Below are 22592 nucleotides of genomic sequence, written 5' to 3' on the forward strand. Positions count from 1 at the left end.
ACTGCCCGTTGAGCCTTCGGACGGTGGAACGGCCCTAGTGAGATGAACCGTTCGCCTCGGCCGGTGTCCGGTCGGCGGTACGGTCCGGAAGCGCGAGCTGCCGGTCGAACCTCCGCGCGGTGAGGAGGGTGAGCAGCGCGGTGAGTGCCGCCAGCGCCGCGAGGACGGCCATCAGGCCCGCCAACCAGGGCGGCGCGACAGTGATCTTCAGGGCCTCGGACAGTCGCGTGGAGTGGAACCGTCCGTCGAACAGCTGGACCGCCGCCAGCGCGGCCGGCAGCACCGTGGAGACGGCGAGCACGACCGGTCCGCCGTGCACGACCAGCGCCGGTGCCAGCAGGACGCACAGGAGGGAGACCCCGAGCATGAAACCGTAGGCGGCGGACGAGGCCCCGTCCTGGTGCGACGGGAAGTAGGACAGCCCGCACAGGACGAGCGCCGTCGCCGCGAACAGCCGCAGCCAGGTGGGGAGTTCGGCTCGACGCGGCACCGTGGGCGAAGGCCGTGGACGGCGTCGGCGAGCGGGACGGTCACCCGGGGGCTCCGGCTCGTGGCTGCGCTCCGGGACCGGTCCGGTCGCCTCCGAGTCGGCGGTGGCCGGCGCGGGGGACCGGTCCGGGGCGGCTGCGGAGGTCGGGGCGGGGGTGTCCTGGTCCTCGGACAGGCGGCCGATCAGCTGGACGAGTTCCTCGACGGGCCGGCCGGCCGCGGCCCGTACCGCCTCCTCGCCGCAGTGCGGTTCCAGCGGAGCCCGGTGCAGCAGGGCCATCAGCCGGGTGACCTCCTCCACCGGCCGGGACTCGGCCGCCGCGCGGATCGTCTCGTCGGCGGAGTCGGGATGGCGCGGAGGCCGGGTCAGCAGGGTCACCAGGCGTGTCACGTCCTCCACGGACCGGTCCACACCGATCGCCCGCAGCGCGTCGACGGTGGTCTGCGCGTACTTCGGTGACTGCTCCAGCAACGTGATGAGCTGGAGGACCTCTTCCAACGGCCGGTCGGCCACGGCGGCGTGCACCAGGCTGTGCAGGGGATCGTGAGGTATCTCGGGTCGGTCCGGGCTGGGCGGGAAAGAGCGGGTGGTCATGCTCGGCTCCATGAAGAGGGTGATGCTGCTATCGCCCCCCGAAGCGCGATGAACCAGCTGATCCTGTCCAGTAGTAGACGCCCGCCGTCCGCACCGCCACGCGGATACGCCAACCGTGTGACGCCCGCAGGTCACACATCCGGGCACAGGCCTGATTGACGGTCCGGAGAGCCGCGCCGTACGCTCCCCCTGTAGTGATGGCATAAGGAAGCTGGTGGAATTCCAGCACGGTCGCGCCACTGTGAGCCCGCCGCCGCGAGGTGGTGGGCGAGTCAGACACTGAACCCTCACTCGCCCGTACACGCAAGGGACGCACGATCCCGAAGGAGGGCTCACCTTGAGCAGCATTTCCACATCCCGTCCGGTGTCCACGCCGGTTGTCCTGCCGATCTCCAAGTCGATCCTGTGGCTGGTCGGCACCGCGCTGATCGCGCTGGCCGTCTACTACTTCATCGGTGTCGACCAGGGCGCCGTGTCGGTGTTCGGCAACGACATGCACATCCACGAGTTCGTCCACGACGCCCGCCACTTCCTCGGCTTCCCCTGCCACTGACCCTCCGCCGGCACCTGGACGTTCGGACAACTCGACATGGAAAAGAAGCTCATACTGCGCGGCGTCCTCGCCGGCGCAGTCGCAGGCCTGCTCGCCTTCGTGTTCGCGCGGATCTTCGCCGAACCGCAGATCGCCAAGGCCATCGACTACGAGAGCGGCCGTGACGCCGCCCAGAACGCGCTGGACAAGGCCGCGGGCATGCCCGTCGAGGCCGCAGGCCCCGACCTGTTCAGCCGCACCATCCAGGCCAATGTGGGCATCGGCGTCGGCATGGTCTTCTTCGGCATGGCGATGGGCGCGCTGTTCGCCGTCGCCTACACCGTCTGCCTCGGCCGTACCGGCGGTCTGCGGGCACGCAACCTGGCCCTCCTCGTCGCCGGCGGTGGCTTCCTCGGCATGTATCTGGTGCCGTTCCTGAAGTACCCGGCCAACCCGCCCGCGATCGGCCACGAGGAGACGATCCAGCAGCGCAGCGCCCTGTACCTGATCATGGTCGTGTGCTCGGTCGCCTTCCTCGCGGGCGCCGTGTACCTCGGCAAGCGGCTCCAGGCCCGCTTCGGGAACTGGAACGCCACCCTCCTCGCGGGTGCCGCGTTCGTCGTCGCGATCGGCATCGTGATGCTGCTGCTGCCGCAACTGGGCCATCTCTCGTACAACAAGGCCAACTTCGGCAACCAGGCCACCGAGACGCCACTGCCGCTGAAGGACTCGAAGGGCACCATCGTCTACCCGGGCTTCCCGGCCGACGTCCTCTTCAACTTCCGCTTCTACTCCGTCGCCGCGCAGCTCCTCCTCTGGACGACCCTCGGCCTGGTCTTCGCCCCGCTCGCCGAACGCCTCCTCCAGCCCGCGCGTCCGGACGTCGACAGCCCGTCACAGGAGCCGGATCCCGTCCCGGCCTGACCAACGCCCCATGACGAGCGCGGTGATCGCCCCCGATCACCGCGCTCGCCCCGTTCACGAAGCCCCGTACACGAAGCCCCCGTTCACGAAGGGCCTCAGCTCGCGCCGACCGTGACGGGGGATTCGGGCCGATCGTGGAGCATGGCCATGGCCAGTTCGAGCCGCGACCGGTAGCCGGAGCGGGAGAACAGCCTGGTCAGCCGGGACTCGATGCTCCTCCTGCTGACGCCGAGCAGCACCGATATCTGCTGGTTGCCGAAGCCCTGGGCGAGCAGGTCGGCGAGCAGCCGCTCGTTCTCCTCCACGACGGCCTGGCGGTCGGGTACGGCGACACAGTGCTCGCGCATGAGGGTCCGCAGCCGCGCCCGGACGAGCAGCGCGTCGGCCGGGCCGAGCGAGCCGTAGGCCTCCCGCAGCAGCTGTGGGTCCGCCGCGCCGGCGCGCACCAAGTGCTCGACGGCCAGGGCGAGTTCGAAGGGCTGGCCCAGTGCGCGCGCGGAGCGCAGGGCGGCGGGGCCGAACCTGCGGTCGACGCAGGCCCGGACGAGCAGGCTGTGCGCGATCGCGCGGCTCGTGCCCAGTTTGCTCGCGACCGCCGTGCATTCGCGATGGCACAGGTCGAGTCGGTCGCGGTCCCCGGTCGTCATGGCGAGCTGTGCTGCCGCGAACCAGAGTTCGTCCGTGCCGGCCACCGTGTCCGCGGCCGAGGCGTCCTTGACGGCCTGGTCGAGGATGTACTCCGCCTGCGGGTGCTCGCCGAGCGCCAGCGCGGCCCGCGCCTGCGGCACCGCGAGCAGGTGGAGCAGCGCGGTGCGGCCTCCGCCGTGACCGCGGTCGACCAGCTCGCTCGCCCTTCTCAACTGACCGCGTGCCAGCAGGATCAGCGCCGCGGTCTGGATCATGGCGGTCCGGCTGGAGTCAGGCCCGGGTGCCGCACCGGGCGCCAGAGAGCGCCGGGTGAGCGTCAGCGCGCGGGTGAACTCGCCCTGGCGCGCGGCCAGTACGGCCTGGTCGGCGAGGGCCAGCTGCTCGGGACGGCCGCCGGAGCGGGCCAACATCCGTCGCGCCCCGGTCAGTTCCCCCAGGGTGAGCAGGGCCCCGGTGTACGGGAACCCCTGCTGGTCCGGCTGGGACAGCCGGCGCGTGAAGCGTTGGTGCTCGCCCTGCCACAGCGCGGCCAGGGAGCCGAGCACCTCGGCACGCGCGAGCGGGTGCCGGTGGCGCGGCATCCCGGCGAGAAGCTCGCGGACCCGCTGCCATCGGCCCAGCGCGAACGACGCGCCCGCCCTGGTCATGACCTGCACCACCGCATCGGGCGCCCAGGGCCAGGTCTCGCCCCGGGCCAGCCGGTCGAGCGCGGCGTGATCGCCGGTGGCGCGCAGCAGCGCGATGTGGGCCAGGTGGATGTCGATGAGGAGATCGGTGCAACCGCGTTGCACCGACAGCTCGTTGAGCAGCGCCTCCACGGTCGCCAGGCCCTCGCCCGTCCTGTTCCGGTCGGCGAAGGACTGCGCGGATTCCCAGAGGATGCGCAGGCGCTCCGTCTCGTCCGAGGACAGTTCGGCGGCGACCCGCAGCCAGACACCGGCGTTGGCACCCGATCCCGATCCCGAGCCCGAGCCGGTTCCTGATCCCGTTCCCGTTCCCGTGCCCGGAGCCGAGCGGGAAGTGGTGGCGCGGCGGTGGTCCGGGCGGCTCGACGCGCGTGCGTGGGCGAGCAGTTCGGCCTTGGCCCGGCGCTCGTCCAGCAGCCGGCCCGCGCAGGCCTGCTGGTCGGCGAGATAGTCCGGGTCGGCGCAGTGGGCGCGGCCCGCCCAGACCGCTGTGACCGCGACCTGGGCGAGGCGGCGGCGTTCGTAGGGACCGGTCTGGCCGATCAGGATCCGCTGCACCAGGGGCAGCCGGAAGATCCAGCGCCCGCCGTCCCGCGCCTGCCTCAGGAATCCGTTCGCGCACAGCACGCGCAGGGCGTCCGTGACCTCGGCGCGCGACAGCGAGGTTGCTTCGGCAATCAGTTCCGGCAGGGCGGCGCCGAGCGGGTTGAGTACCGCGGCGGCCTTTGCGACCGACCAGTTCGTCGGGCCGAGGCCGCGCAGTTCCTGGAGGAGGCGGTGCTGCGGCCGGAGCGTCGGTATGGCGTCCGGGTGGACGAGATGGGTGCGCAGGTCGACGACGCGGATACCGTCGGCGGCGGTCAGCGCGTCGATGGCGATGCCGACCGCCTTGGGTCTGTTGCGGGTCAATCTGCCCACGTGGCGCACGAGTTCGGGGGTGGGTTCGGCGCCGGAGCGCTCGCCGATCAGCGCGGCGAGGCCGTTGTCGTCCAGCGGCCTCAGCCAGACGACCTCGACGAGCCGGTCGGCGACCATTTCGGAGATCAGCTGGGGGCGGATCGCGGCGGGCACGTCGACGCGTACCGTGCACACACAGCGCGGACCGGCCTCGGCCGAGGCGCGGAGCAGTGAGATCAGCCGCTTGAGGGTGCCCGCGTCGACCCATTGCGCGTCGTCGATCGCGAGCAGCGTGCCCGGCTGACCGGACCGTCCGCTTCCGTGGAGTGCGCGGAAGTCGTTGAGCACGGTGCCGAGCGCGGAGTGCGACTGCCGCGGCCGGGCCGCGACGAACCAGGTGCGGTCCTCGCCGAATTCCCGGCACACCTGCCTGAGCACGGTGCTCAGTCCGGTGCCGCCGGTGCCGAGGATCAGTACGGCTCTCGGCCCGGCGGGATCGGCGACGGCGTCGACGACCCCGCGTACCAGTTGGTCACGGTCCGTACGGAATTGCGCGACATCAGGACGACATCGGCCAGGGGCGTCGGATGAATCGGAACTACTTCTTTCTCTTTTCTCAATGTTCATCGCACAACTCCTCCGTCCGAACAATCAGGGACGAGGTATTCTTACTCACCGAGTGGACAACAAGCTCTACTGAATGAGTCATTTTCGTGTACGGAAAAGCCACCGCGCCCGACTATGTACGGATGTGCAGCTATGATCTCCACCGATAAGAGACCGGTACAGCTCGTCGAGTTCACCGCGATGCACGGTGTCCGATACAGCGTGACCCTCGGATACCTCAAGGCAACCTCAACTGCGGACGCCGACCTTGACAATGCCTGCGATTTCCGGATCAGTGTGCGGGAACAGAGCGGCGGCGAGCGGGCGACGGCGGAGTTGCTCGACTCGTGGGACGAGCCGTTCGTCGTCGCGCTCACCGTGTTCTTCTGGAACCGCGCGCAGTCCCTGGACCTCGCCCGCCAGGTGAAGGAACGCTGGCCGAACTGCCGCGTGGTGGTCGGCGGCAACGACGTCAGCCATCAGCAGGAACCGCTCTTCGCCGAGGCCCCCTGGGTCGATGTACTCGTGCACGGTGAAGGAGAACTGCGTTTTCGTGACCTGTTGCACTGCTTCCTGGCCGACGGAGACCTTGCTTCCATTCCCGGAATCAGCTATTGGGCCGACGGCACTGTCGTCACCAATCCCGACGCGGATCGCATAACCGACCTCGAACAGATCGTCTCGCCGATCCTCACCCCGGTGTATTCCGACGAGGAAATCACCGGATCCTCCATGATCGTCTACGAGACCAACCGGGGCTGCCCGTACCGGTGCGCGTTCTGCTATTGGGGTGGCGCGACCAACTCCAAGGTGCGCCAGTTCGAGCTCGACCGGATCTACGCCGAGCTCGACCGGTTGATCCGGCTGATGCCCACGGACGCGACGCTTTTCATCGCCGACGCCAATTTCGGCATCCTCGCCCGCGACCGGCAGATCGCCGAACGCATCGTCGAACTCAGCAAGCGCTACGACAAGCGGCTGATCATCAGCACCAACTGGGCGAAGAACAGCAATGAACGCATCGTGGAAATCGCGAGCATGCTGCACACCGCCGACCTCACCGGTGCGATCACGCTCTCCGCGCAGTCCTTCGACACGGAAGTGCTGAAGATCGCCAACCGCTCCAACATCCGCACCGACCACTACCGCCGGCTGCTGACCCGGTTCCGTGAACTCGACGTGCCCACCTACACCGACCTGATCTGGGGTCTCCCGGGCGAGACCTACGACTCGTACCTCAACGGGATCGAAGAGGTGCTGAGCGCCGGCGGCTCACCGGTGATCTATCCGCTGCTCCTGCTCAACAACACCGAGTACTCGCGGGAGTCCTTCAAGGACGAACACGCGCTCAGGACCCGCTGGATGCCCGGTGACATCACCAACCCCGAGCTCATCGCCGACGTCGTGGTGGCCCACGAGGCCATGACCCCCGAGGAATGGGTCGACGGCATGGAGTTCCGGGTGACCATGACACTGTTCCAGAAGATTCTGCTGCGCTGCGCACTGCGCGTCATGCACGCCACGACGGGTGTGCGCATGGTCGAACTGTGCGCACGGCTGCGGGAGTTCCTGCTCGACGAGTGCCCCGATCCGTTCCTGCGCGCCGTCGCCCGCAACATCGCCGTCGCCTATCACGACCCGGCGGCCGTGGACATGCCGCTGCTGAAAACGGTCATCGGCGACCAGATCGTCGTCCCCGAGGAAGTGCACTTCCAGGCGCTGCTCTGCCGGGCCGTCGCCACCGAGTCCGGCACGGCGCAGCTGCTCAACGCGGCGGTCGACCACCTGTGCGACTGGCTGGCCGGGTCCGGATTCGACGTCGACCGTGTGCTGGTGGACGGCGCGCTGTCGCTGGACATCGCGGCGACCACGATCCTGCGCGCGAGTCTGCGCGGCGAACTCGTGGAGGCGGAGTTCGCGGTTCCGGCGCAGAGCTGGAAGCTGCTGGTCGAGGCCGGCGACGTACCGTCGAGTCTCGACACGCGAGGCATGGGCAACACCGTGCGCGGCACGGTCTGGGCGCCGCCGCGCTGGGTGCACTACCCGATCAGTGTGTACGCGCTGTCGATCTGGCACGGCACCGGCCGCCCCCTGCACGACCTGCTGTTCGCCCTGCACGACACACGGTTCACGCCGCCCGGCCGGGTCCCGGCCCTGGCCGGCTGACGAAGCGGCCCGACCTGGGACCCGTCCGGCGCGGCCGGTCAGGTCCCAGGTCGGTTTTCGTGACAGGGCTCTAGAGCCAGCCGCGGTTCTGTGCCGTTCTGGCCGCTTCGGTCCGGTTGCGGGCGCCGAGTTTGGCCATCGCGGTGGACAGGTAGTTGCGTACGGTGCCCTCGGCCAGGAACATCCGGCGCGCGATCTCCGCGTTGCTCGCCCCGCCCGCCACCGCCCGCAGCAGTTCGCGTTCCCGGTCGGACAGCGGATCGGCAGCGTCCCACGCGGCCATCGCCAGTTCCGGCGCGACCACCCGCTCACCTGCGTGCACCCGGCGCAGGGCCGCCGCCAGTTCACCGATCGGCGAGTCCTTGAGCACGTACCCGGCGACCTCCGCGTCGACGGCCCGCCGCAGATAACCGCTCCGCGCGAACGTCGTCACGATCAACACCCGTGTGGGATCGCCCAGTTGATTGAGTTCCGCGGCCAGTTCGAGACCGGTGCGGCCGGGCATCTCGATGTCGGTCACCAGCACGTCCGGCCGGTGCTCGCGGACCGCGGCCAGCGCGTCGTCGCCGTTGGTCGCGGTCGCCACCACGCTGATGTCCGTCTGAAGATCCAGCAGGGACGCGAACGCGCCCAGCACCATGCCCTGGTCCTCGGCCAGCACCACCCGGATCACGCGGCCACCTCGATCGGCACCGTGATGGTCAGCGTCGTACCGGCCGAGCCGGTGCGCTGCACCGCGCCGCCGAGCTTCGCCACCCGCTCGCGCAGCCCGGACAGTCCCGTGCCCTCCGGGGCGTCGCCGCCGATCCCGTCGTCCGCTATCACCAGGCGCACCCGTTCCTCGTCCGCGTCCAGTCCGATGTGACAGACGCCGGCCCGCGCGTGCCGGGCCACGTTCGTCACCGCCTCCCGCAACGCGAGCCCCAACTCGTGGTCGGCGCCGGCCACCAGCATCAGCTTGTCGTCGTAGGCCACCCGCAGTGTCACACCCGACCCGGCCAGCGCGCGTCGCGCCGCCTCCAACTCGGCGCGCACATTGGTCCGCCGCCAGCCCGTGACCGTACTGCGCACCGCGGCCAGCGCCTCCCGCGCGTTGCGCTCGATCTCCTCGGCCTCGGCGCACGCCCGCTTCGGGTCGGCCAGCACCAGTTCCTTGGTCAGCTGCGCCCGCATCACGACCGCGGTCAGCGAGTGCCCGAGCAGGTCGTGCAGATCACGCGCGATCCGCTCGCGTTCCGCGATGGTCGCGAGGAGTTCCACCTGCGAGCTGCGCAGGCGTTCGTTCTCCTGTTCCTCAAGGCGGTCGCGCTGTCTGAGTTCGAGCAGCCCGATGATCCAGATCAGCGCCAGGGGCGGCACGAATCCCCACAGCCGGTAGGGCATCGGCACCCGGGACACCAGAACCGTCACGCCGTCCAGCGCGGTCAGTCCGACGAACCACAGCCGCGCCACATGCCGGGACAGCGTGTTGGCCGCGGCTGCCGCCGCGTAGATGAACAGGACACTCGCGTTGGTGTTGAAGGGGGTGGCCAGCGCGCCGAGCACCGCCATCGGCACGATCGACGTCCAGATCTGCCGCCGGGTCCGGCCCCGCAGCAGGGCCAGCGCGTACAGGACGACCGTGACCGCGCACACCGAGATCGCCAGCGGCCATTCCCACCAGTCCCGGTCCGGCGTGAAGTACGGCTGCGCCAGCACGAACAGCAGATAGCCGAGGTGCACCCACTCCCAGGTGCGCAGCCGCTCGGCCACGGACCCGGGAGCGGAATCGTCGGCGGTACCCACGTCTGGACTCATGCTCGGGACGCTACCCATGTCGGCGGCGGCTCCTTCAGATCCGTGCGTGGCGATAGGACATCGCCGCGACGCCGGCCGCCGCGACCGTGGTGAGCAGCAGGGCGAGGACATGGATCATCGTGGTGCCGTGGCCGAGTTGCGCGAGCCCGAGCTGCGCGAGGTGGTAGGTGGGCAGGAACTTCGCGATCTTCCTCACGACCGAGGGCAGGAACTGGATCGGGATCCACAGCCCGGACAGCATCGCCAGCGGGAACAGCACCGCGTTCAGCAGCGCGATGGCCGCGCCCGTACGGAACCGGAACCCGACCGCCACACTGAGCAGGGTGAACGGGACGCTGCCCAGCAGCAGTACCAGCACCACCCGCACCAGCTCCCACGGCGAGGCGTGCAGGGTGCCGAACGCGGCGGCGGCCACGCCCATGAGCACCAGCACCCCGACGCCGTACAGGAGGGCGGCCGTCGCCTTCGCGGCCAGGCTGATGCCGATCGGTACGGCGGACACCCGCTTCATGCGCAGCCAGCCCAGGTCCCGGTCCTGGGCGACCCCGATGCCCGGCTGGATCGCGGCCACGGTGATCACTCCATAGGTGCCGAACGTGGCCACCATCGCCGTACCGGCCGAGAGCCCCTGAGTGGTGTCCTTGCCGTACAGCATGTTGAACAGCACGAAGAAGCCGACCGGCATCAGGATGCCGAAGAACAGCGAGGTGGGCTCCCGTACGATCGCCCGCAGTTCGTCCCGCAGTTCGACCCCGAAGATGCGTCGCATCATCCCGTTCACGCCGCGATCTCCTCGTCGTCGGTCAGCGCGACCACGGCCTCCTCCAGGCCCGCGTCCTGCACCCGCAGCTCGGACAGTGCCGGGTCCCGGTCGAGCAGCACCCGCAGCAGGTCCTCGGGCGAGCGGGTCTGGATCTTCACCAGGTCGTGCTCGCGCGTGACCGACAACACGCCCGGCAGCCGCTCCAGTTCGGCCTGTGCCAGGCCGGTCCGCGCGGTGACCGTGCGGTCCGGCAGCCGTGACACCAGCTCCTGCGGCGGGGCGTCCGCCAGGATCCGGCCGCGGTCGAGCACGACCACCCGGTCGGCGACGGCGGCCGACTCCTCGATCAGATGGGTGGTCACCAGTACGGCGGCGCCCTGGGCGCGGCGGTGCGCCAGGATCTGCCAGAAGTGCCGTCGGGCCAGCGTGTCCAGACCGACCGTCGGCTCGTCGAGCACCAGCAGGGTCGGCTCGGTGACCAGCGCCATCGCGAGCTGCACCCGCTGCTTCTGACCGCCGGAGAGCTTCGACACGCGTCTGGGCGCCAGGTCGGTCAGCCCGAGTTCCGCCAGGATCGGGTCGGCCGCCGCGGCCCGCAGCCCACCGCGCACGGCGGCACCGGTCACCAGCTCGCGCACGGTCAGGGTGTTGGGGAAGCCGAGCGTCTGCTGCGCCACGCCCAACTGCCGCCGCGTCGCCGCCCGCCGGGGATCACCGCCGAGGATGCGTACGGTGCCGTGCTGCGGCACGAGCAGCCCGACCGCGATGGCCACCAGGGTCGACTTCCCGGCGCCGTTCGGTCCGAGCAGCGCGACGCACTCTCCCGGCTCGACCCGCAGGTCGACCCCGTCCAGTGCGACCGTCTCCCCGTACCGGTAGCGCAGCCCTTGGGCCGTCAGCACCGCCTGTGTGGTTCCCATGGTCATCAGGCTCCCGCCCGGGGGCTGTCGAGCGTTAGTGATGTCCCGTCACCGGCTCGGGATGACAAATGTCAACTCCTTCGCCGACCTGCGACCGCCCCCTAGGCATATCCACAGGGCATTGACAGATTTTTGCCGAGCGACCGCGCGTTCGACCGAACCGGCCGACCGGTCGTGCCCTCATGTGGGAGTGGAAGGGGAACGGAGGCCGTGAGGGTTCCGTGGAGTGACCGTCCGCGATGAGGAGGGGCGTTGTCTCGGGAGCGCGGCTTGACCGGCCGACACGAGTTGATTGGCAGACAGAGGGAACTCAGGGCGATCGAGGGCCACTTGGGCAGGCGGGTGCCCATCGTGGTGCGGGGGCCGCGGGGGGCGGGGAAGTCCGCGCTGCTCGACGGGGTGGCGGCCCGGTGCCGGGACCGCGGCGTCAGGACCCTCACCGTGGAAGTGACCTCGGCGGGGGAGGAGCAGTGGGACCTGTTCGGGGTCCAGGACGTGGTGCGGGCACTGCGCGCCGGGTTCGCCGACATCGGCGGCCCGCGGCTGGCGGGCGCGTTGACCACGGTCAACCACCTGTGCACACCCGCGAATTACGCTGCGCCTGCCGCGCGCGGCAGGCTGTTGCACCAGCTTCAGCGCCTGTTCGGCGCCTTCCACGGCGGAGCCGACGCGGTCGTGCTGTTCGACGACGTCGACGCGGACCCGGCCACGGTCGTCACCGCCGCGTCCGCCGCGCTGCGGGCCGGCTGCGACGTGGTCGTCGCCTGCGACGACGAGTCCGTGGCGCTGGAACTGACCGTCTTCGGCGAGGTGGCCGGCCATGTCGTCGAACTCGGGCCGCTGGCCGACCAGCACGTCGGTGAACTGATCGCCGCGGCGACCCGGCAGCGGACCGACCCGGCGGTGGCACCGGCGATCCGGACGGCGCTCGGCTCGCTGGCCGGAAACCCGGGCGCGGTACTGGCGTTGTGCGACCGGCTGCTGGGCCAGGGCCGCCTGACCCACGTCGGCGGCGCCCTGGTCCTGGCCGATCCGGACACCCCACCGGCCCTCCCGCCCGACCACTGGATAGTGCGACTCGGCGCCCGCACCCACGAGTTCGATCTACGGCTGCTCGCGTTGATCGCGGACTCCGAGTGGTTCGGCATGGACGACCTCGTGGTCTTCGCCGCCGCCGTCGACGTCGAACTGGGCGCCTGCGGACGAGCGGTCGACGAACTCACCGCGGCCGGCGCGCTGCGCTGCACACCGGACGGCGTCCTCACACTCGCCTGCCCGGCGCTCGGCGCGACCGCGATCGACACCGTCGGCCCGGACCGGCTGCGCGGACTCCACCTGGCCTTCGCCCGCCACCTCGGGTCCCACGACGGCCAGCCCGGCCACGTCCTGCTCCGGCTCGCCGACCACCTGGCCGCGGCGGGCGGCACGGACATCGACGGCATCGACGCGGTCACGCTGCTGGAGAGCGCGGCCCACCGGATACAGCCGGTGAACCCTCAACTCGCCGCCCGCTGGCGGCGCTCCGCGCTCGCCCGCCGTGCCCCCGCCGCCCGCGTCCGCCGCCTCGGCGCCCTCGTCGCGGAGCTGATCCGGATCGGCCGCTACGACTGGCTGGGCGAGGTGGCAGCCGAAAACACGGACGCCTCCGGGGAGTTGGCGGCGGCGGCCTGTCTGGCCGCGCTCCACACCGGAGCCGCGCCACCCGGCCAGGCCGCGGCCGGGTCGCTAGTCGACCGCTGGTTCGGCGCCCGACGGCTCTTCGGGGCCGAGGAAGCCGAAGAAGTGGCCCGCGCCCTGGCCCCGTTGGGCGGTACACATGAACCACCGACGACCCGGTCCGCGCGTCAGGACGGCTGGTTCGACCCCATCGGCATGTTCGAGTCGGTCCTCGGAGCGGCGTACGGCACGCCCAGCGGCGGACCGTTCGCACTGTGCTCCCGCATCGTCGACGACTACCGAGCCGGCCGGTGGGACGACGCCCTCTCCGGAGCCCGCACCCTGGTGGCCACCTATCCCGCGGTCACGCCCGTCCATGAACTGGCGCGCCTGCTCGCCGCCGAGATCTGCGCGAGCAGGGACGAACTCGACCTCGCCGAGAGCTGGTTGGGCGAGCCGGACCCGCGCGCCGCGTTCCCCACCCTGCGCGGCTGGGTCGAACTGGGCCTGCTGGTGCGCAGGGGCCGTCTCGCGGCGACCCTCGCGTTCGGCCGGCGCGCCTGTACGGCCGCCGTACGCGCCGCCGAGTCCGGCCACACGGCGGGACTGCACCTGTTGATCATCCGGTACGCGTTCCTGGCCATGGTCTTCGGGGAGGGCGGCGGCCTGGTGGAGATCGAGCAGGCGACCAGAGCCTGGTGCGGTCGCTCCGACGCGACCGGACCCGGGGTCACCGAACTCCTGCTGACCGCCGTGACCCGCGACTCGTTCCCGGCCGCCCGCGCGGCGGCGACCGCACTGCGGGCGGGCGGCCACCGGGTCGAACTCGCCACCGCGTGCCTGATCGCCGCGCGCTTCGCCGACGACACGCGCCCGTGGCTCGGCACGGCCGACGAGATCGCCGAAGAACTGGGCGACACCAGGCTGCGGACGTACATCAGGTCCCTCGCCCGCACCCGTGGCGTGACTCTGCCGCGCCGTACGACGAGCGCGCGGTCCAGCGCGGTGGTCGAGGCCCGCATCATCGAACTGGTCAAGCAGGGCATGACCAACCGGCAGATCGCCGTCGCCATCCGGCTGAGCGAGAAGAGCGTGGAGCGCCACCTCACCAGACTGTTCGCGAGAACGGGCTGCCGCTCCAGACTGGACCTCGTCGCCTCCTACGAACGGGGGGTACTGACGGGCGCCTGACCAGGGCCGGGCCTGCCGCCGCGGCGGCAGGCCCTATCCGACCGCCCGCGCCATGAATCCCTTGATGCCGATCGCCGCGGCGACGGTCAGGGCGAACAGGAGCACCAGCGTGTCCGTCCACAGGGGGATCGTCCGCAGATGCGGCAGCGTCGCGGCCCGCAGACCCTCGCTGATGTACGTCAGCGGGTTGGCCGCGGAGATGACCTGGAACCAACGGAGGTGGCCGAGGGACGACCACGGGTACTGGACGGACCCGGTGAACGTCAGCGGGGCGAGCACCAGGGAGAACGTGACACTGATGCGTTCCGGCGGCACGACCGTGCCGAGCGCCAGTCCGATGCCGGCGCCGGTCGCCGAGCCGAGCAGCAGCACGAGCAGCACACCCGGCCAGGCGGTGAGCGGCCAGCCCGTGGTGCCGAGGACGAGGAAGCCGAGCGGTGCCATGACCAGCCCCGCGAACAGCCCGCACAGCGTGCCGAACACCAGCTTGGCCACCGCGACGAGCGGGCCCGGCAGCGGCGCGAGCAACCGGTCCTCGATCTCGCCGGACCACGAGAAGTCCATGATCAGCGGCATCGCGGTGTTCTGGAGGGAGACGAGCAGCGCGTTGAACGCCATGACACCCGGCAGCAGGGTCGCGCCGAAGCCGTGATGGGTGTAGCCCGCCTCGCCCAGCACCTTGCCGAACACGAAGAACAGCAGCAGCGGCTGGACGATCACCTGCACCAGGAAGGAGGCCGGCCGTCGCGCCGTGGTGAACACATCGCGCCACAGCACCGCCAGGAAGGTCCGCGCGACGGGCCGGACGTGCTCCCGCGGTCGCGGGTCGACGGTCGGTCGCGGCTCGACGGTCTCGGCCGGGGTGCTCGTCCGATTGGTCACCGCAGCTCCCTTCCGGTCAGGTTGATGAAGACGTCCTGGAGGCTGGGCCTGGCCATCGACAGACCGACCGGCTCGGCCCTCTGGTCCAGGAGCGTGCGCAGCACGTCCGGCAGCAGCACAGCCGGATCCTTGTCGGTGCGCAGCCGGAAGCGCCGCCCGGTGTCGACCGCCGTCCCGCCCGGCGCCGGGTCGCACTCGACGGTGCCGACCCCTGGCAGCTCCCGCAGCGCCGTGACGATCCGCTCGGCCGGCAGGTCCGCGCCGCGCGCCTGAGCGCTGATCGTGGCGCCACCGCCCAGCGCCTCGGTGAGCGCACGCGGGGTGTCCAGCGCGAGGAGCCTGCCGTGGTCGACGATGCCGACCCGGTCGCAGAGGCCCTCGGCCTCCTCCATGTCGTGGGTGGTCAGGACCACGGTGACACCGCGCTCGCGCAGCTCACCGATCCGCTCGTGCAGGAACAGCCGTGACTGGGGATCGAGGCCGGTCGACGGCTCGTCCAGGAAGAGCACTTCGGGCGCGTGCATCAACGCCCGCGCGATGACGACCCGTTGGGCTTGGCCGCCGGAGAGCCGCTCGACCCGTTGCCCGGCCTGCCCGGTGAGCCCCATCAGATCGAGCAACTCCGCCGCGCGGGCCAGCCGTTCGTCCCGGCCGACGCCGTGGTAGCGGGCGTGGAAGAGCAGGTTCTGCCGCACGTCCAGGGAGCGGTCCAGGTTCTGCCGCTGCGGTACGACCGCGAGCAGCCGCTTCGCCGTGGCAGGCCTGGCCACCACGTCCGTGCCGTAAAGGAGGCAGCGCCCCGAGGTCGGCCGCATCCGGGTGGTCAGTACGCCGACGGTGGTGGACTTGCCCGCCCCGTTCGGACCGAGCAGGCCGAAGACCTCGCCCCGGCCGACCGTGAAGCTCAGTCCGTCCACGGCGGCCGGCGCGTGCGGGTGGTACCGCTTGACGAGATCGCTGACGGTGACCGCGTCACTCATCCGTCCTCTCCCTTCTACAGACGACCGCCGTTGTCGACGAAGCCGATCAGGTCCTGGATCCGGTCCATCGCGGTCACCCCGTGCACGTCCTCGACGGCCCGGGAGACGACATGGCAGACGAGGTTGCGTTCCAACTCGCCGATGCCGAACCGGTACATGGTGAGGTAGAGCCAGTTGAGGACCACCCGGTACTGCTGGAAGGTGTTCCACTCGCCGAGCTGGTCGGCCGCCGCCCGGTGCCCGCCGAGCACCCGGTGGAACGGGCTCCGGTCCGACCACGCGCTCCAGGTCGACCCCCACTCCTCCGGCGCGCCGTGCTCATCGGTGTTGAGCGCCAACTCACCTGCTCGGATCAGCCCGTTGGCCTGGTCGCGATAGCCGCGCAGGGTGTCGAGGAGGCCGCCGAACCGGATCACCGCGAGGGGGTCGGCCGCGGTGGTGATCTCCACGACCCGCCGCCGGAACCGCTCGGCGTTGCCCTCGTAGACCCGGTCGAAGCGGTCCCGTACGCCGTCGGGCTGCTTCGCCATGAAGGCGTCGGCGTGCCCGCGGAAGGACAGATAGCCGTACGTCACCGGCGGCAGGAAGCGGTGCGCCGCCCCGATGAGCAGGTCGACCGCGAGCGCCATCTTCGAACCGCCGCCGCGGATCCAGTCGAGGATGTCGAAGACGATGTCGTTGGTGTCCACGTAGTAGTCGGCGAGCAGATCCGCCGCGCGCGGTCCGCCGAGCACGTGCAGCCGCTGGTCGTGGGCTTCGAGTTCGACGGTGTTGTTCGGTGCCCAGGGGGCCAGCGGTCCACGTTCGCGTTCCTGCTCGGCGAGCCGCAAGTGCGCCGCGTACGATGCCTGTTCGTCCAGGACCACGGTGGACGGATGCTCCCGCAGATACTCCTCCAGCACGTCGGCGACGGCGGGCCGGACGACACCGTCGAAGACCTCGGCGTCGGCCCGGACCGGGACGCGCACGTGCGGGCCGCGCCGCCAGTGCGGCTGGAAGTACACCCGGGACACGGCTGGTGCCACTGTCGTGAGGAACGGCCGTACGGCGTCGAGCAGCAGGTCGGTGCGGTCGCTGTCGTGGTGGAAGACGTTCACGCTGTACCACGAGGAATCCGTCATGTCTCTTCTCCCCGACGTTCCTGACACCCTTGGGATTTCTGGCAGTTGAGCTCGATCACGTACTCGGTCACGCGCGGTGCGCCCCGGTGGTCGAGGATCGCCGTCTCCGGCTGTGGCACGACCTCCTGGAACACCGCCGCGCCGGCCGGGTCACCGGCCAGTCGCTCGAAGGCCCGGACGAGAGGTGGCGAGCCGATGTCCACGAACATCGGCTTGCGGGTGCGGTCGCCCGCGAGGGCACCGGCTGCGACGTCGCGTGGGCGCAGCACCGACACGAAGAACCGGGGCGGGATGCCGTGCTCGGCCAGCCAGGACGTCAGCGTGAACAGGAAGTCCGCGTCGCCGTGACCGGCCGCGCGCCGAGGCAGTGTTCCCGCCTGGGCGACCCAGGTGGCGCGGCGGAGCACCACCTGCCCGATGGTGAGCCGGGGCGCGTGCAGCACCCGGCCCGCCCCGATGCCGGCGCCCGCGTCGTGTTGCAGCGGCTGGTCGGGCCGCAGCAGGATCGGGCTCTCGCCGAACGTCTCGACCAGCAGCGCCATGACCGGGGGCAACTGCCGCTCGAAGGACAGTCCGCCGTGCACGGGCCGGATCACCGACCCGCCGTCGTACAGGGCGGGCAGCCCGTCCTCGCCCACACCGACCGTCAGCCGGGCGGGCGGCGGGTGGTCGAGCCGGTCCGGCAGGGCCAGTTCGCGTTGGTTGAGCGAGGTGGCGAGGGTCTGCGGGAACTCCGCGTACGTCGGGGTGTCCGGGTACGCCGTGTCGACCGGGAGCGGATCGTCCGTGATGTGGGCCAGCAGCCGGCGGACCTGTGAACGGCCCCGGCCGAAGCCGGAGTTGACCGCGTTGACGATCAGCCGGTCGCCGTCGTGCTGGGCGTACACGGCGACCGAGCCGGGCCGGCGCACCCAGGGCGGTGCCGTGTCCAGCACCTTCTCGATCCGCCGCCGGTCGGGCAGCGCGGCGCGGATGTCGGCGATCAGCGCGACCAGTTCCCGTACTTCCGGGACGGGACTCGCGGAGAGGGCCCGGGTCGAGTTCGTCATGTCGAAGGCGAGGGCGGCGGGGTGCAGCCGCATGGCCTCGTGGCCCTCGCGCACGAGTGCGGCGTAGAACCGGTCGAACGGCACCGGGAGTTCGGGGCCGAAGTGTTCCCGGAGGAAGGCGGCGACGGCGAGTCTGAAGGGCAGGGTGCAGTCGAAGACGGCGAGCAGTCGGCAGGCGACGGTGAGGTCGTCCAGGGCGTCTCGCCAGGACGGCAGGCCCGCTTCGACCACGACCCCGGGGATGACGGACTGTTCGGTGACGACGTCCCGTAGCCTGCCGTCGATGCCGAGCGCCGTGAGCCGCTCGCCCAGTGCCGAGCCGAGCGCGATCCGCTGGGTGCCGTTCGCGTCCGCGTATGCGTGCAGTGCCGCACGGAGCGGGGCGAGTTCGGGGAGCCGGTCGGCGAGGCGCCTGAGCGGATCCACGCAGTGCTCGTCGAAGTCCGGTCGGAGCTGGAGCAGGCCGCTCGTCACCAGGGAGCGCAGATAGCCGGCCGCCTTCTCGGACGGCGCGGGGAGGCCGGCGGTGAGTTCGGCGAGCGTCGGCCGGGCGGTGGCGGCGCGCAGGCAGTGCCGTAGCGGCGGGGTCAGTGGCAGGGTGAGGAGTTCCTCGGTCGGCGGGGGGCCGAGGAACTGGACGGTGTCGGCCAGCAGCCGGGCGCTCGGATTGATCCGGACCGTCGCCCCGTCGAGCCCGTCCGTCAGCGGTGTGAGCGCCGACAGGTCCAGCTCGACGATCGAGCGCGGCGGCTCGGTCGCGGTCCAGCGCAGGGCCGGCCCGTCCGCGACGAACCGGCCGAGGCCGCTCGCGGTGAACGTGCTGAACGGGCTGGTCTTGAGGGCCGCTCGGGTGGCATAGACGGCGAGCCGGATCAGCTCCGGCCGGCCGGGCCCGCGCCGCAGCACCTCGCGCAGGGTGGGGCTGGCGTGCGCGAGGCCCTGGTCGAACCGGGCGTCCGCGGCGAGTTCGCGCAGCCTGGCGTGGACGGCGCGGTCCGCCTCGGCGAGAACGGCCGGCAACTCCGCGCGTGCTGCCCGGTACTCGGCCAGCCCGCGGCCGAACTCGGCGATGTCCGCGGCGAGTTCGGTGCCGAGGGCGGCGGCGACCGCAGGCTCGGCGAGCAGCCGCTCCGGCGCGCGCAACCGGTGCACGGTCCGCCGCAGCGCGACCAGTTTCGGTTTGGCCGCGGTGGCGTGCGGCGCGCCGATCACGGTGTGGCAGCGATCGGACAGCGCGGCGGCCTCGGCCGTCAGCCCGGCCGCCGTGCGGGACGCCGAGAGCAGCGCGTGCCGCAGCCGCCCGTCGACGAGCAGCTCGGGCACGGTCGCGGGCAGGGCCGCGACCCGTACCCCGAAGGTGGTGGCGTGGCCGCTCATGGGAAGGGGTGGGGGTGCGGGTTGAGGTCGGCGTCGGTCAGCGGCCGGGACGCGAGGCCGAGCCGGTGGGGCACCTCGCGCAGCCGGGGGAGTCCCGTGGTGCGCCGGTTCTGCTGCCCGAAGGTCATGGACAGGGCACCCGGCGCGATGACCTTCACACACGACAGGCCCGCGGCCTCGTGCAGCGGCGAGGTCTGGTCGACGACCACGACGTCCATGCCACCCGCCAGCATCCGGTCGACGGCCTCGGTCAGATCGTCCCGCAGGTCGGCGTGGCCGGGCCAGGGCCGCCTGCCCAGCCGCTCCCAGCCGGTCCGGCGGTCGCCGGACAGCAGGAAGGAGAAGCGCTCGAACGCCTCCGGGGTGGCGTTGCACAGCGAGTGGTCGGTCATGACCCGCACCAGGTCGGGGTCGGCGGCCATCCGCCGGGCCCGCTCGGCCTCGGCGGGGTATCTGCGGGTCTCCTGCTCGACGATCGGCGCCAGTTCGCCGAGCGCGGTGAGTACGGCGGCGGCCGGGTCCAGCGCCGATCCGCTGGTGCAGACGACTCTCGGCCGGGTGTCGTCGCCGGTGGTGTCCTGCGCCAGCACCCAGAACGCGGGGATCGCCTCGGTCAGCGTCGTGTCGAAGACGCGCAGCCGGTATCCGGTGCGCTCCATGCGTTCGACGACGAGCCCGATGCGCGGGTCGGGCGCCCGGGACAGGTCGACCTCCGGGACGGGCATCCTGGCGTACCAGGTCATCAGGAACGCGTCGCGTTCGACGACCTCCAGGATCCCGTGCAGGATCGCCTCCTCGACGCAGCCGCCGAGCGCGCAGCCGTTGGAGATCTCGAAGGTGAAGGGCTTGTCCGGCGCGGCCCCGGCCGTCGGCTGCCAGGCCGTCCGGTAGTACGCGTACGTCTGGGGGACGAGCACCGGCCGGGCCCGGCGGAACGAGTACGCCCACACCCACGACACCACCACGTCCTCGGTGAACGGCTGGTAGGGGCAGTCCGGCTCCCGATAGCGCTCGGCGGGGAACAGGCCCAGCGAGCGCGGGTCGAGGGCGTCCGCGGCGAGTTCGGCGTAACTCCCGCGCACGGTGGTGCGCTTGCCCCAGGGCCACTGGCCGCCGAGCCGTTCCAGCGCCTCGGCGACCGCGGTGGTGCGGCACGAGGCGAAGTCGCGGGCGCGGCCGAAGCCGGCCTCGCCGCGATAGCCGTACTCGGTGAGGACCGCCTCGGCCAGCGGGAGCAGCGAGTCCCGCAGGCCCTTGGGCGGAGCGACGACACCGGTCTCGGCGTCCACGTAGCGCTCGGTCAGCAGCGCCTCGGAGAGTTCACCGACCCGGGCGGAGCGCACCGAGGGCTTGGGCCGGGGGAGCGGGGAGATCTCGGCGCGGGCCGCGGTGTCGTCGGGCAGCGTGCCGCAGACCGGGCACAGCGGGTCCGGGAGGAACGTGTGCCGGGTCAGGGACAGGTCGCGCAGGCCGACGTACCAGCAGCGGTCCCGCGCGATGCCCGAGTGCAGCACCTCGCGCACGGTCTCGGCCGCGAACGCGGACAGCCAGTCCGAGGGCCGGGCCGCTATCCGCTCGTCCTCGCGCAACTCGCTTGTCCACCGGTCGCGTTCGGGCGCGCCGGACCGCCATCGCTGCACGCACCAGACGCAGCCGCGCTCACCGGGCCGCACCAGCGGCCCGATCACGACCCGGTCGAGTTCGGTCCACACCGGCACCCAGTCCTCGCCCCGTTCGTGCGCCTCGGCCCAGCCGCCCGTGTCCCAGCCGTCGTGCGCCACCACCAGCGCCGACGGCGGCCGGCGGGCGACGGCGGCGGCCAGCAGGCCGGCACCGAGCACCGTCTCGCTCACGCGCGGATCCCCCTCACCAGGTCAGCCGGAACTCGGGGCGTAGCCCGCCGGGGTGCTCCGTGCCGAACTGCGCCACGAGCAGGCTGCGCCGGCGACCCTCCAGGCCGAACCAGGTGTCCAGCAGATGCGTGAGCACGTCGTTCTGGATCCGGCTCGCCACGTCCACGGCCGCGCCGGCGAGACAGGCCCGGTGCAGCGCGGCACCGGCGGCGGCCTGCTGCACCCGGTACCAGCGGGCACCGAACCGCTCCTCGGCCGCCTCGGCGTCGCCCACGGGCAGCAGCCACACGTTCGCCGTGCGGGCGCCCTGCTGGGTCAGCGCGGCCAGCGCCGCCTCGCGCAGCCGCTGCCGGGGATCGCCCTCGCCCACCAGCTCCAGTTCGTGGGCGTCGGGGTGGTAGCGGTAGGCACCGGCCGGGACGCCGGTCACATCGGCGACGACGCAGTAGAACTCGACCAGGTTCGCCGGCAGGTCCCAACGGGCCTGCTGCCCGTAGGCCGTGAGGATCGTGGCCAGCGAACCGGCCGACATGGTCTCGCCGTTGAACCCGCGCAGCGTCGCGTGCCGCGTCCGGGCGCCCGCCGTCAGATCAGGTGCCGCGTGCGGCAGGGCGATCCGCTTCCCGTCCCCGGGCGGCGCGGTCGGCAGCGGTTCCGCGTCGGGGCGGCTCTGCGCGAGAACCGCCGAGTGGGCGCCGTACGCGCGCGGGAACGCGGCCAGCGACGGGCCGCCGTACCCGGCGGGCACCGGCGGGAGCAGTTCGACGACCGCGTGCGCCCCCTCCGCCCTCGGGTCGAGCCCCAGCACCTCGGTGACATCGGCGTCGGGGAAGCACAGCCGGGCCGTGGCGTCCTCCTCGCCCGCCACCACCAGGGCCTGCGCCACCTGGATGCCGGCCTCCAGGCAGGCGAGCCGGTAGTGCATCTCGCCGTACTTGGCGGCCAGCCGCCAGAACACGTTGGTCTGCACGAGGACCGTGGCGGCGGGCCGGGACGCCACCCAACTCCGGTAGTCGCCCTCCCGCAGCCGCACGAGGTCGTGCCGGGCCGGGTCGTAGTAGTGGACGCCGGTGGGCACTTCGGAGTCGGGACCGGCGATCACGTACCACTCGGCGCTGTAGCGGGCGCCGCCCGACGGTGTCGGACGCCGGGTCACCAGCCACTGCAAGGGATCGGCGTCGGGGATGGCCTCGAAGCTGTCGGTGAAGGGCAGCAGGTCCAGCGGGGTCAGCCACTGCGACCGGGTGATGCCACCGAGGTCGGCCAGGACCCTGCCGAGCCGGTGCGCGGACCGCTCCGGCGGCCACGGCAGCGGGTGCCGGGGCGCCCCCGGGTAGCTCTTGACCACGCGGGGCGGGTACGACCCCGGGTTCGCGACCTCGGACGGGGTGTGCACGTCCTCGTGATAGCGGGTCGGCTCACTGCTCGTGGGGCCCATGGACCTCGTCCCACTCGTCCCA

16 protein-coding genes and 1 riboswitch are annotated in these 22592 nt (G+C 71.7%); of the genes, 4 read left to right on the forward strand and 12 right to left on the reverse strand.

Annotation, left to right across the window (positions count from 1 at the left end; translation table 11 throughout):
* Positions 1-34: 34 nt before the first annotated feature.
* Complete coding sequence (locus tag ACIQPR_RS25325; protein WP_403652212.1) at positions 35-1084, reverse strand: hypothetical protein; 1050 nt, start codon at positions 1082-1084, stop codon at positions 35-37.
* 206 nt (positions 1085-1290) lie between these two features.
* Positions 1291-1364, forward strand: a riboswitch (cobalamin riboswitch).
* Between the two features lie 57 nt (positions 1365-1421).
* Between ACIQPR_RS25325 and ACIQPR_RS25330 the strand changes: the two genes are divergently transcribed.
* Both ACIQPR_RS25330 and ACIQPR_RS25335 read left to right on the forward strand, forming a co-directional pair.
* The gene (locus ACIQPR_RS25330) at positions 1422-1637 is read left to right on the forward strand and encodes a CbtB domain-containing protein (RefSeq protein WP_403652215.1); all 216 of its coding nucleotides are present in this window, start codon (positions 1422-1424) and stop codon (positions 1635-1637) included.
* A 36-nt stretch (positions 1638-1673) separates the two neighbouring features.
* Complete coding sequence (locus ACIQPR_RS25335) at positions 1674-2540, forward strand: CbtA family protein (protein WP_403652218.1); 867 nt, start codon at positions 1674-1676, stop codon at positions 2538-2540.
* A gap of 95 nt (positions 2541-2635) precedes the next feature.
* Here ACIQPR_RS25335 and ACIQPR_RS25340 read toward each other — a convergent pair whose 3' ends face one another.
* Positions 2636-5398: a hypothetical protein gene (locus ACIQPR_RS25340; protein WP_403652221.1), complete on the reverse strand. Its 2763-nt coding sequence runs from the start codon at positions 5396-5398 to the stop codon at positions 2636-2638.
* Positions 5399-5530: 132 nt separating this feature from the next.
* Here ACIQPR_RS25340 and ACIQPR_RS25345 point away from each other — a divergent pair, with 132 nt between their 5' ends.
* Positions 5531-7543: a radical SAM protein gene (locus ACIQPR_RS25345; protein ID WP_403652225.1), complete on the forward strand. Its 2013-nt coding sequence runs from the start codon at positions 5531-5533 to the stop codon at positions 7541-7543.
* 70 nt (positions 7544-7613) lie between these two features.
* On the opposite strand, the gene ACIQPR_RS25350 is transcribed toward ACIQPR_RS25345, so the two are convergent.
* From ACIQPR_RS25350 to ACIQPR_RS25365, 4 genes are read right to left on the reverse strand one after another with little or no spacing between them, the layout of a single operon-like run.
* Positions 7614-8216, reverse strand: coding sequence for a response regulator (locus ACIQPR_RS25350; RefSeq protein WP_403652228.1), 603 nt, complete (start codon positions 8214-8216; stop codon positions 7614-7616).
* Entirely contained in the window at positions 8213-9340 is a 1128-nt protein-coding gene (locus ACIQPR_RS25355) for a sensor histidine kinase (RefSeq protein WP_403652231.1), read from the reverse strand. The genes ACIQPR_RS25350 and ACIQPR_RS25355 overlap by 4 nt, the downstream gene beginning before the upstream one ends.
* 34 nt (positions 9341-9374) lie before the next feature.
* Positions 9375-10112 carry an ABC transporter permease gene (locus ACIQPR_RS25360; RefSeq protein WP_403652688.1) on the reverse strand — a complete coding sequence of 246 codons (738 nt, stop codon included), beginning with the start codon at positions 10110-10112 and terminating at the stop codon, positions 9375-9377.
* Positions 10113-10117: 5 nt separating this feature from the next.
* Positions 10118-11023 (reverse strand): ABC transporter ATP-binding protein, encoded by a 906-nt coding sequence (locus tag ACIQPR_RS25365; RefSeq protein WP_403652235.1) that lies wholly within the window; start codon positions 11021-11023, stop codon positions 10118-10120.
* Positions 11024-11293: 270 nt separating this feature from the next.
* Between ACIQPR_RS25365 and ACIQPR_RS25370 the strand changes: the two genes are divergently transcribed.
* The gene (locus tag ACIQPR_RS25370) at positions 11294-13870 is read left to right on the forward strand and encodes an AAA family ATPase (protein ID WP_403652237.1); all 2577 of its coding nucleotides are present in this window, start codon (positions 11294-11296) and stop codon (positions 13868-13870) included.
* A 33-nt stretch (positions 13871-13903) separates the two neighbouring features.
* Here the strand turns inward: ACIQPR_RS25370 and ACIQPR_RS25375 are convergent, their stop codons facing one another.
* From ACIQPR_RS25375 to ACIQPR_RS25400, 6 genes are read right to left on the reverse strand one after another with little or no spacing between them, the layout of a single operon-like run.
* Positions 13904-14752 (reverse strand): ABC transporter permease, encoded by an 849-nt coding sequence (locus ACIQPR_RS25375; protein WP_403652240.1) that lies wholly within the window; start codon positions 14750-14752, stop codon positions 13904-13906.
* Entirely contained in the window at positions 14749-15732 is a 984-nt protein-coding gene (locus ACIQPR_RS25380; protein ID WP_403652242.1) for an ABC transporter ATP-binding protein, read from the reverse strand. The genes ACIQPR_RS25375 and ACIQPR_RS25380 overlap by 4 nt, the downstream gene beginning before the upstream one ends.
* A 14-nt stretch (positions 15733-15746) precedes the next feature.
* A complete protein-coding gene (locus tag ACIQPR_RS25385) occupies positions 15747-16853 on the reverse strand; it encodes a thiopeptide maturation pyridine synthase (RefSeq protein WP_403652245.1) in 1107 nt (368 codons plus the stop codon).
* Positions 16850-19279 carry a lantibiotic dehydratase gene (locus tag ACIQPR_RS25390; RefSeq protein WP_403652248.1) on the reverse strand — a complete coding sequence of 810 codons (2430 nt, stop codon included), beginning with the start codon at positions 19277-19279 and terminating at the stop codon, positions 16850-16852. The genes ACIQPR_RS25385 and ACIQPR_RS25390 overlap by 4 nt, the downstream gene beginning before the upstream one ends.
* Positions 19276-21132 (reverse strand): TOMM precursor leader peptide-binding protein, encoded by a 1857-nt coding sequence (locus tag ACIQPR_RS25395; RefSeq protein WP_403652251.1) that lies wholly within the window; start codon positions 21130-21132, stop codon positions 19276-19278. Before ACIQPR_RS25395 ends, ACIQPR_RS25390 begins: the two co-directional genes overlap by 4 nt.
* 13 nt (positions 21133-21145) lie before the next feature.
* Positions 21146-22570, reverse strand: coding sequence for a nitroreductase family protein (locus tag ACIQPR_RS25400; RefSeq protein ID WP_403652254.1), 1425 nt, complete (start codon positions 22568-22570; stop codon positions 21146-21148).
* Positions 22571-22592 lie beyond the last annotated feature (22 nt).

Origin of the sequence: Streptomyces sp. NPDC091280 (assembly GCF_044768565.1) — a bacterium.
In the GTDB taxonomy this organism is placed as follows: domain Bacteria; phylum Actinomycetota; class Actinomycetes; order Streptomycetales; family Streptomycetaceae; genus Streptomyces.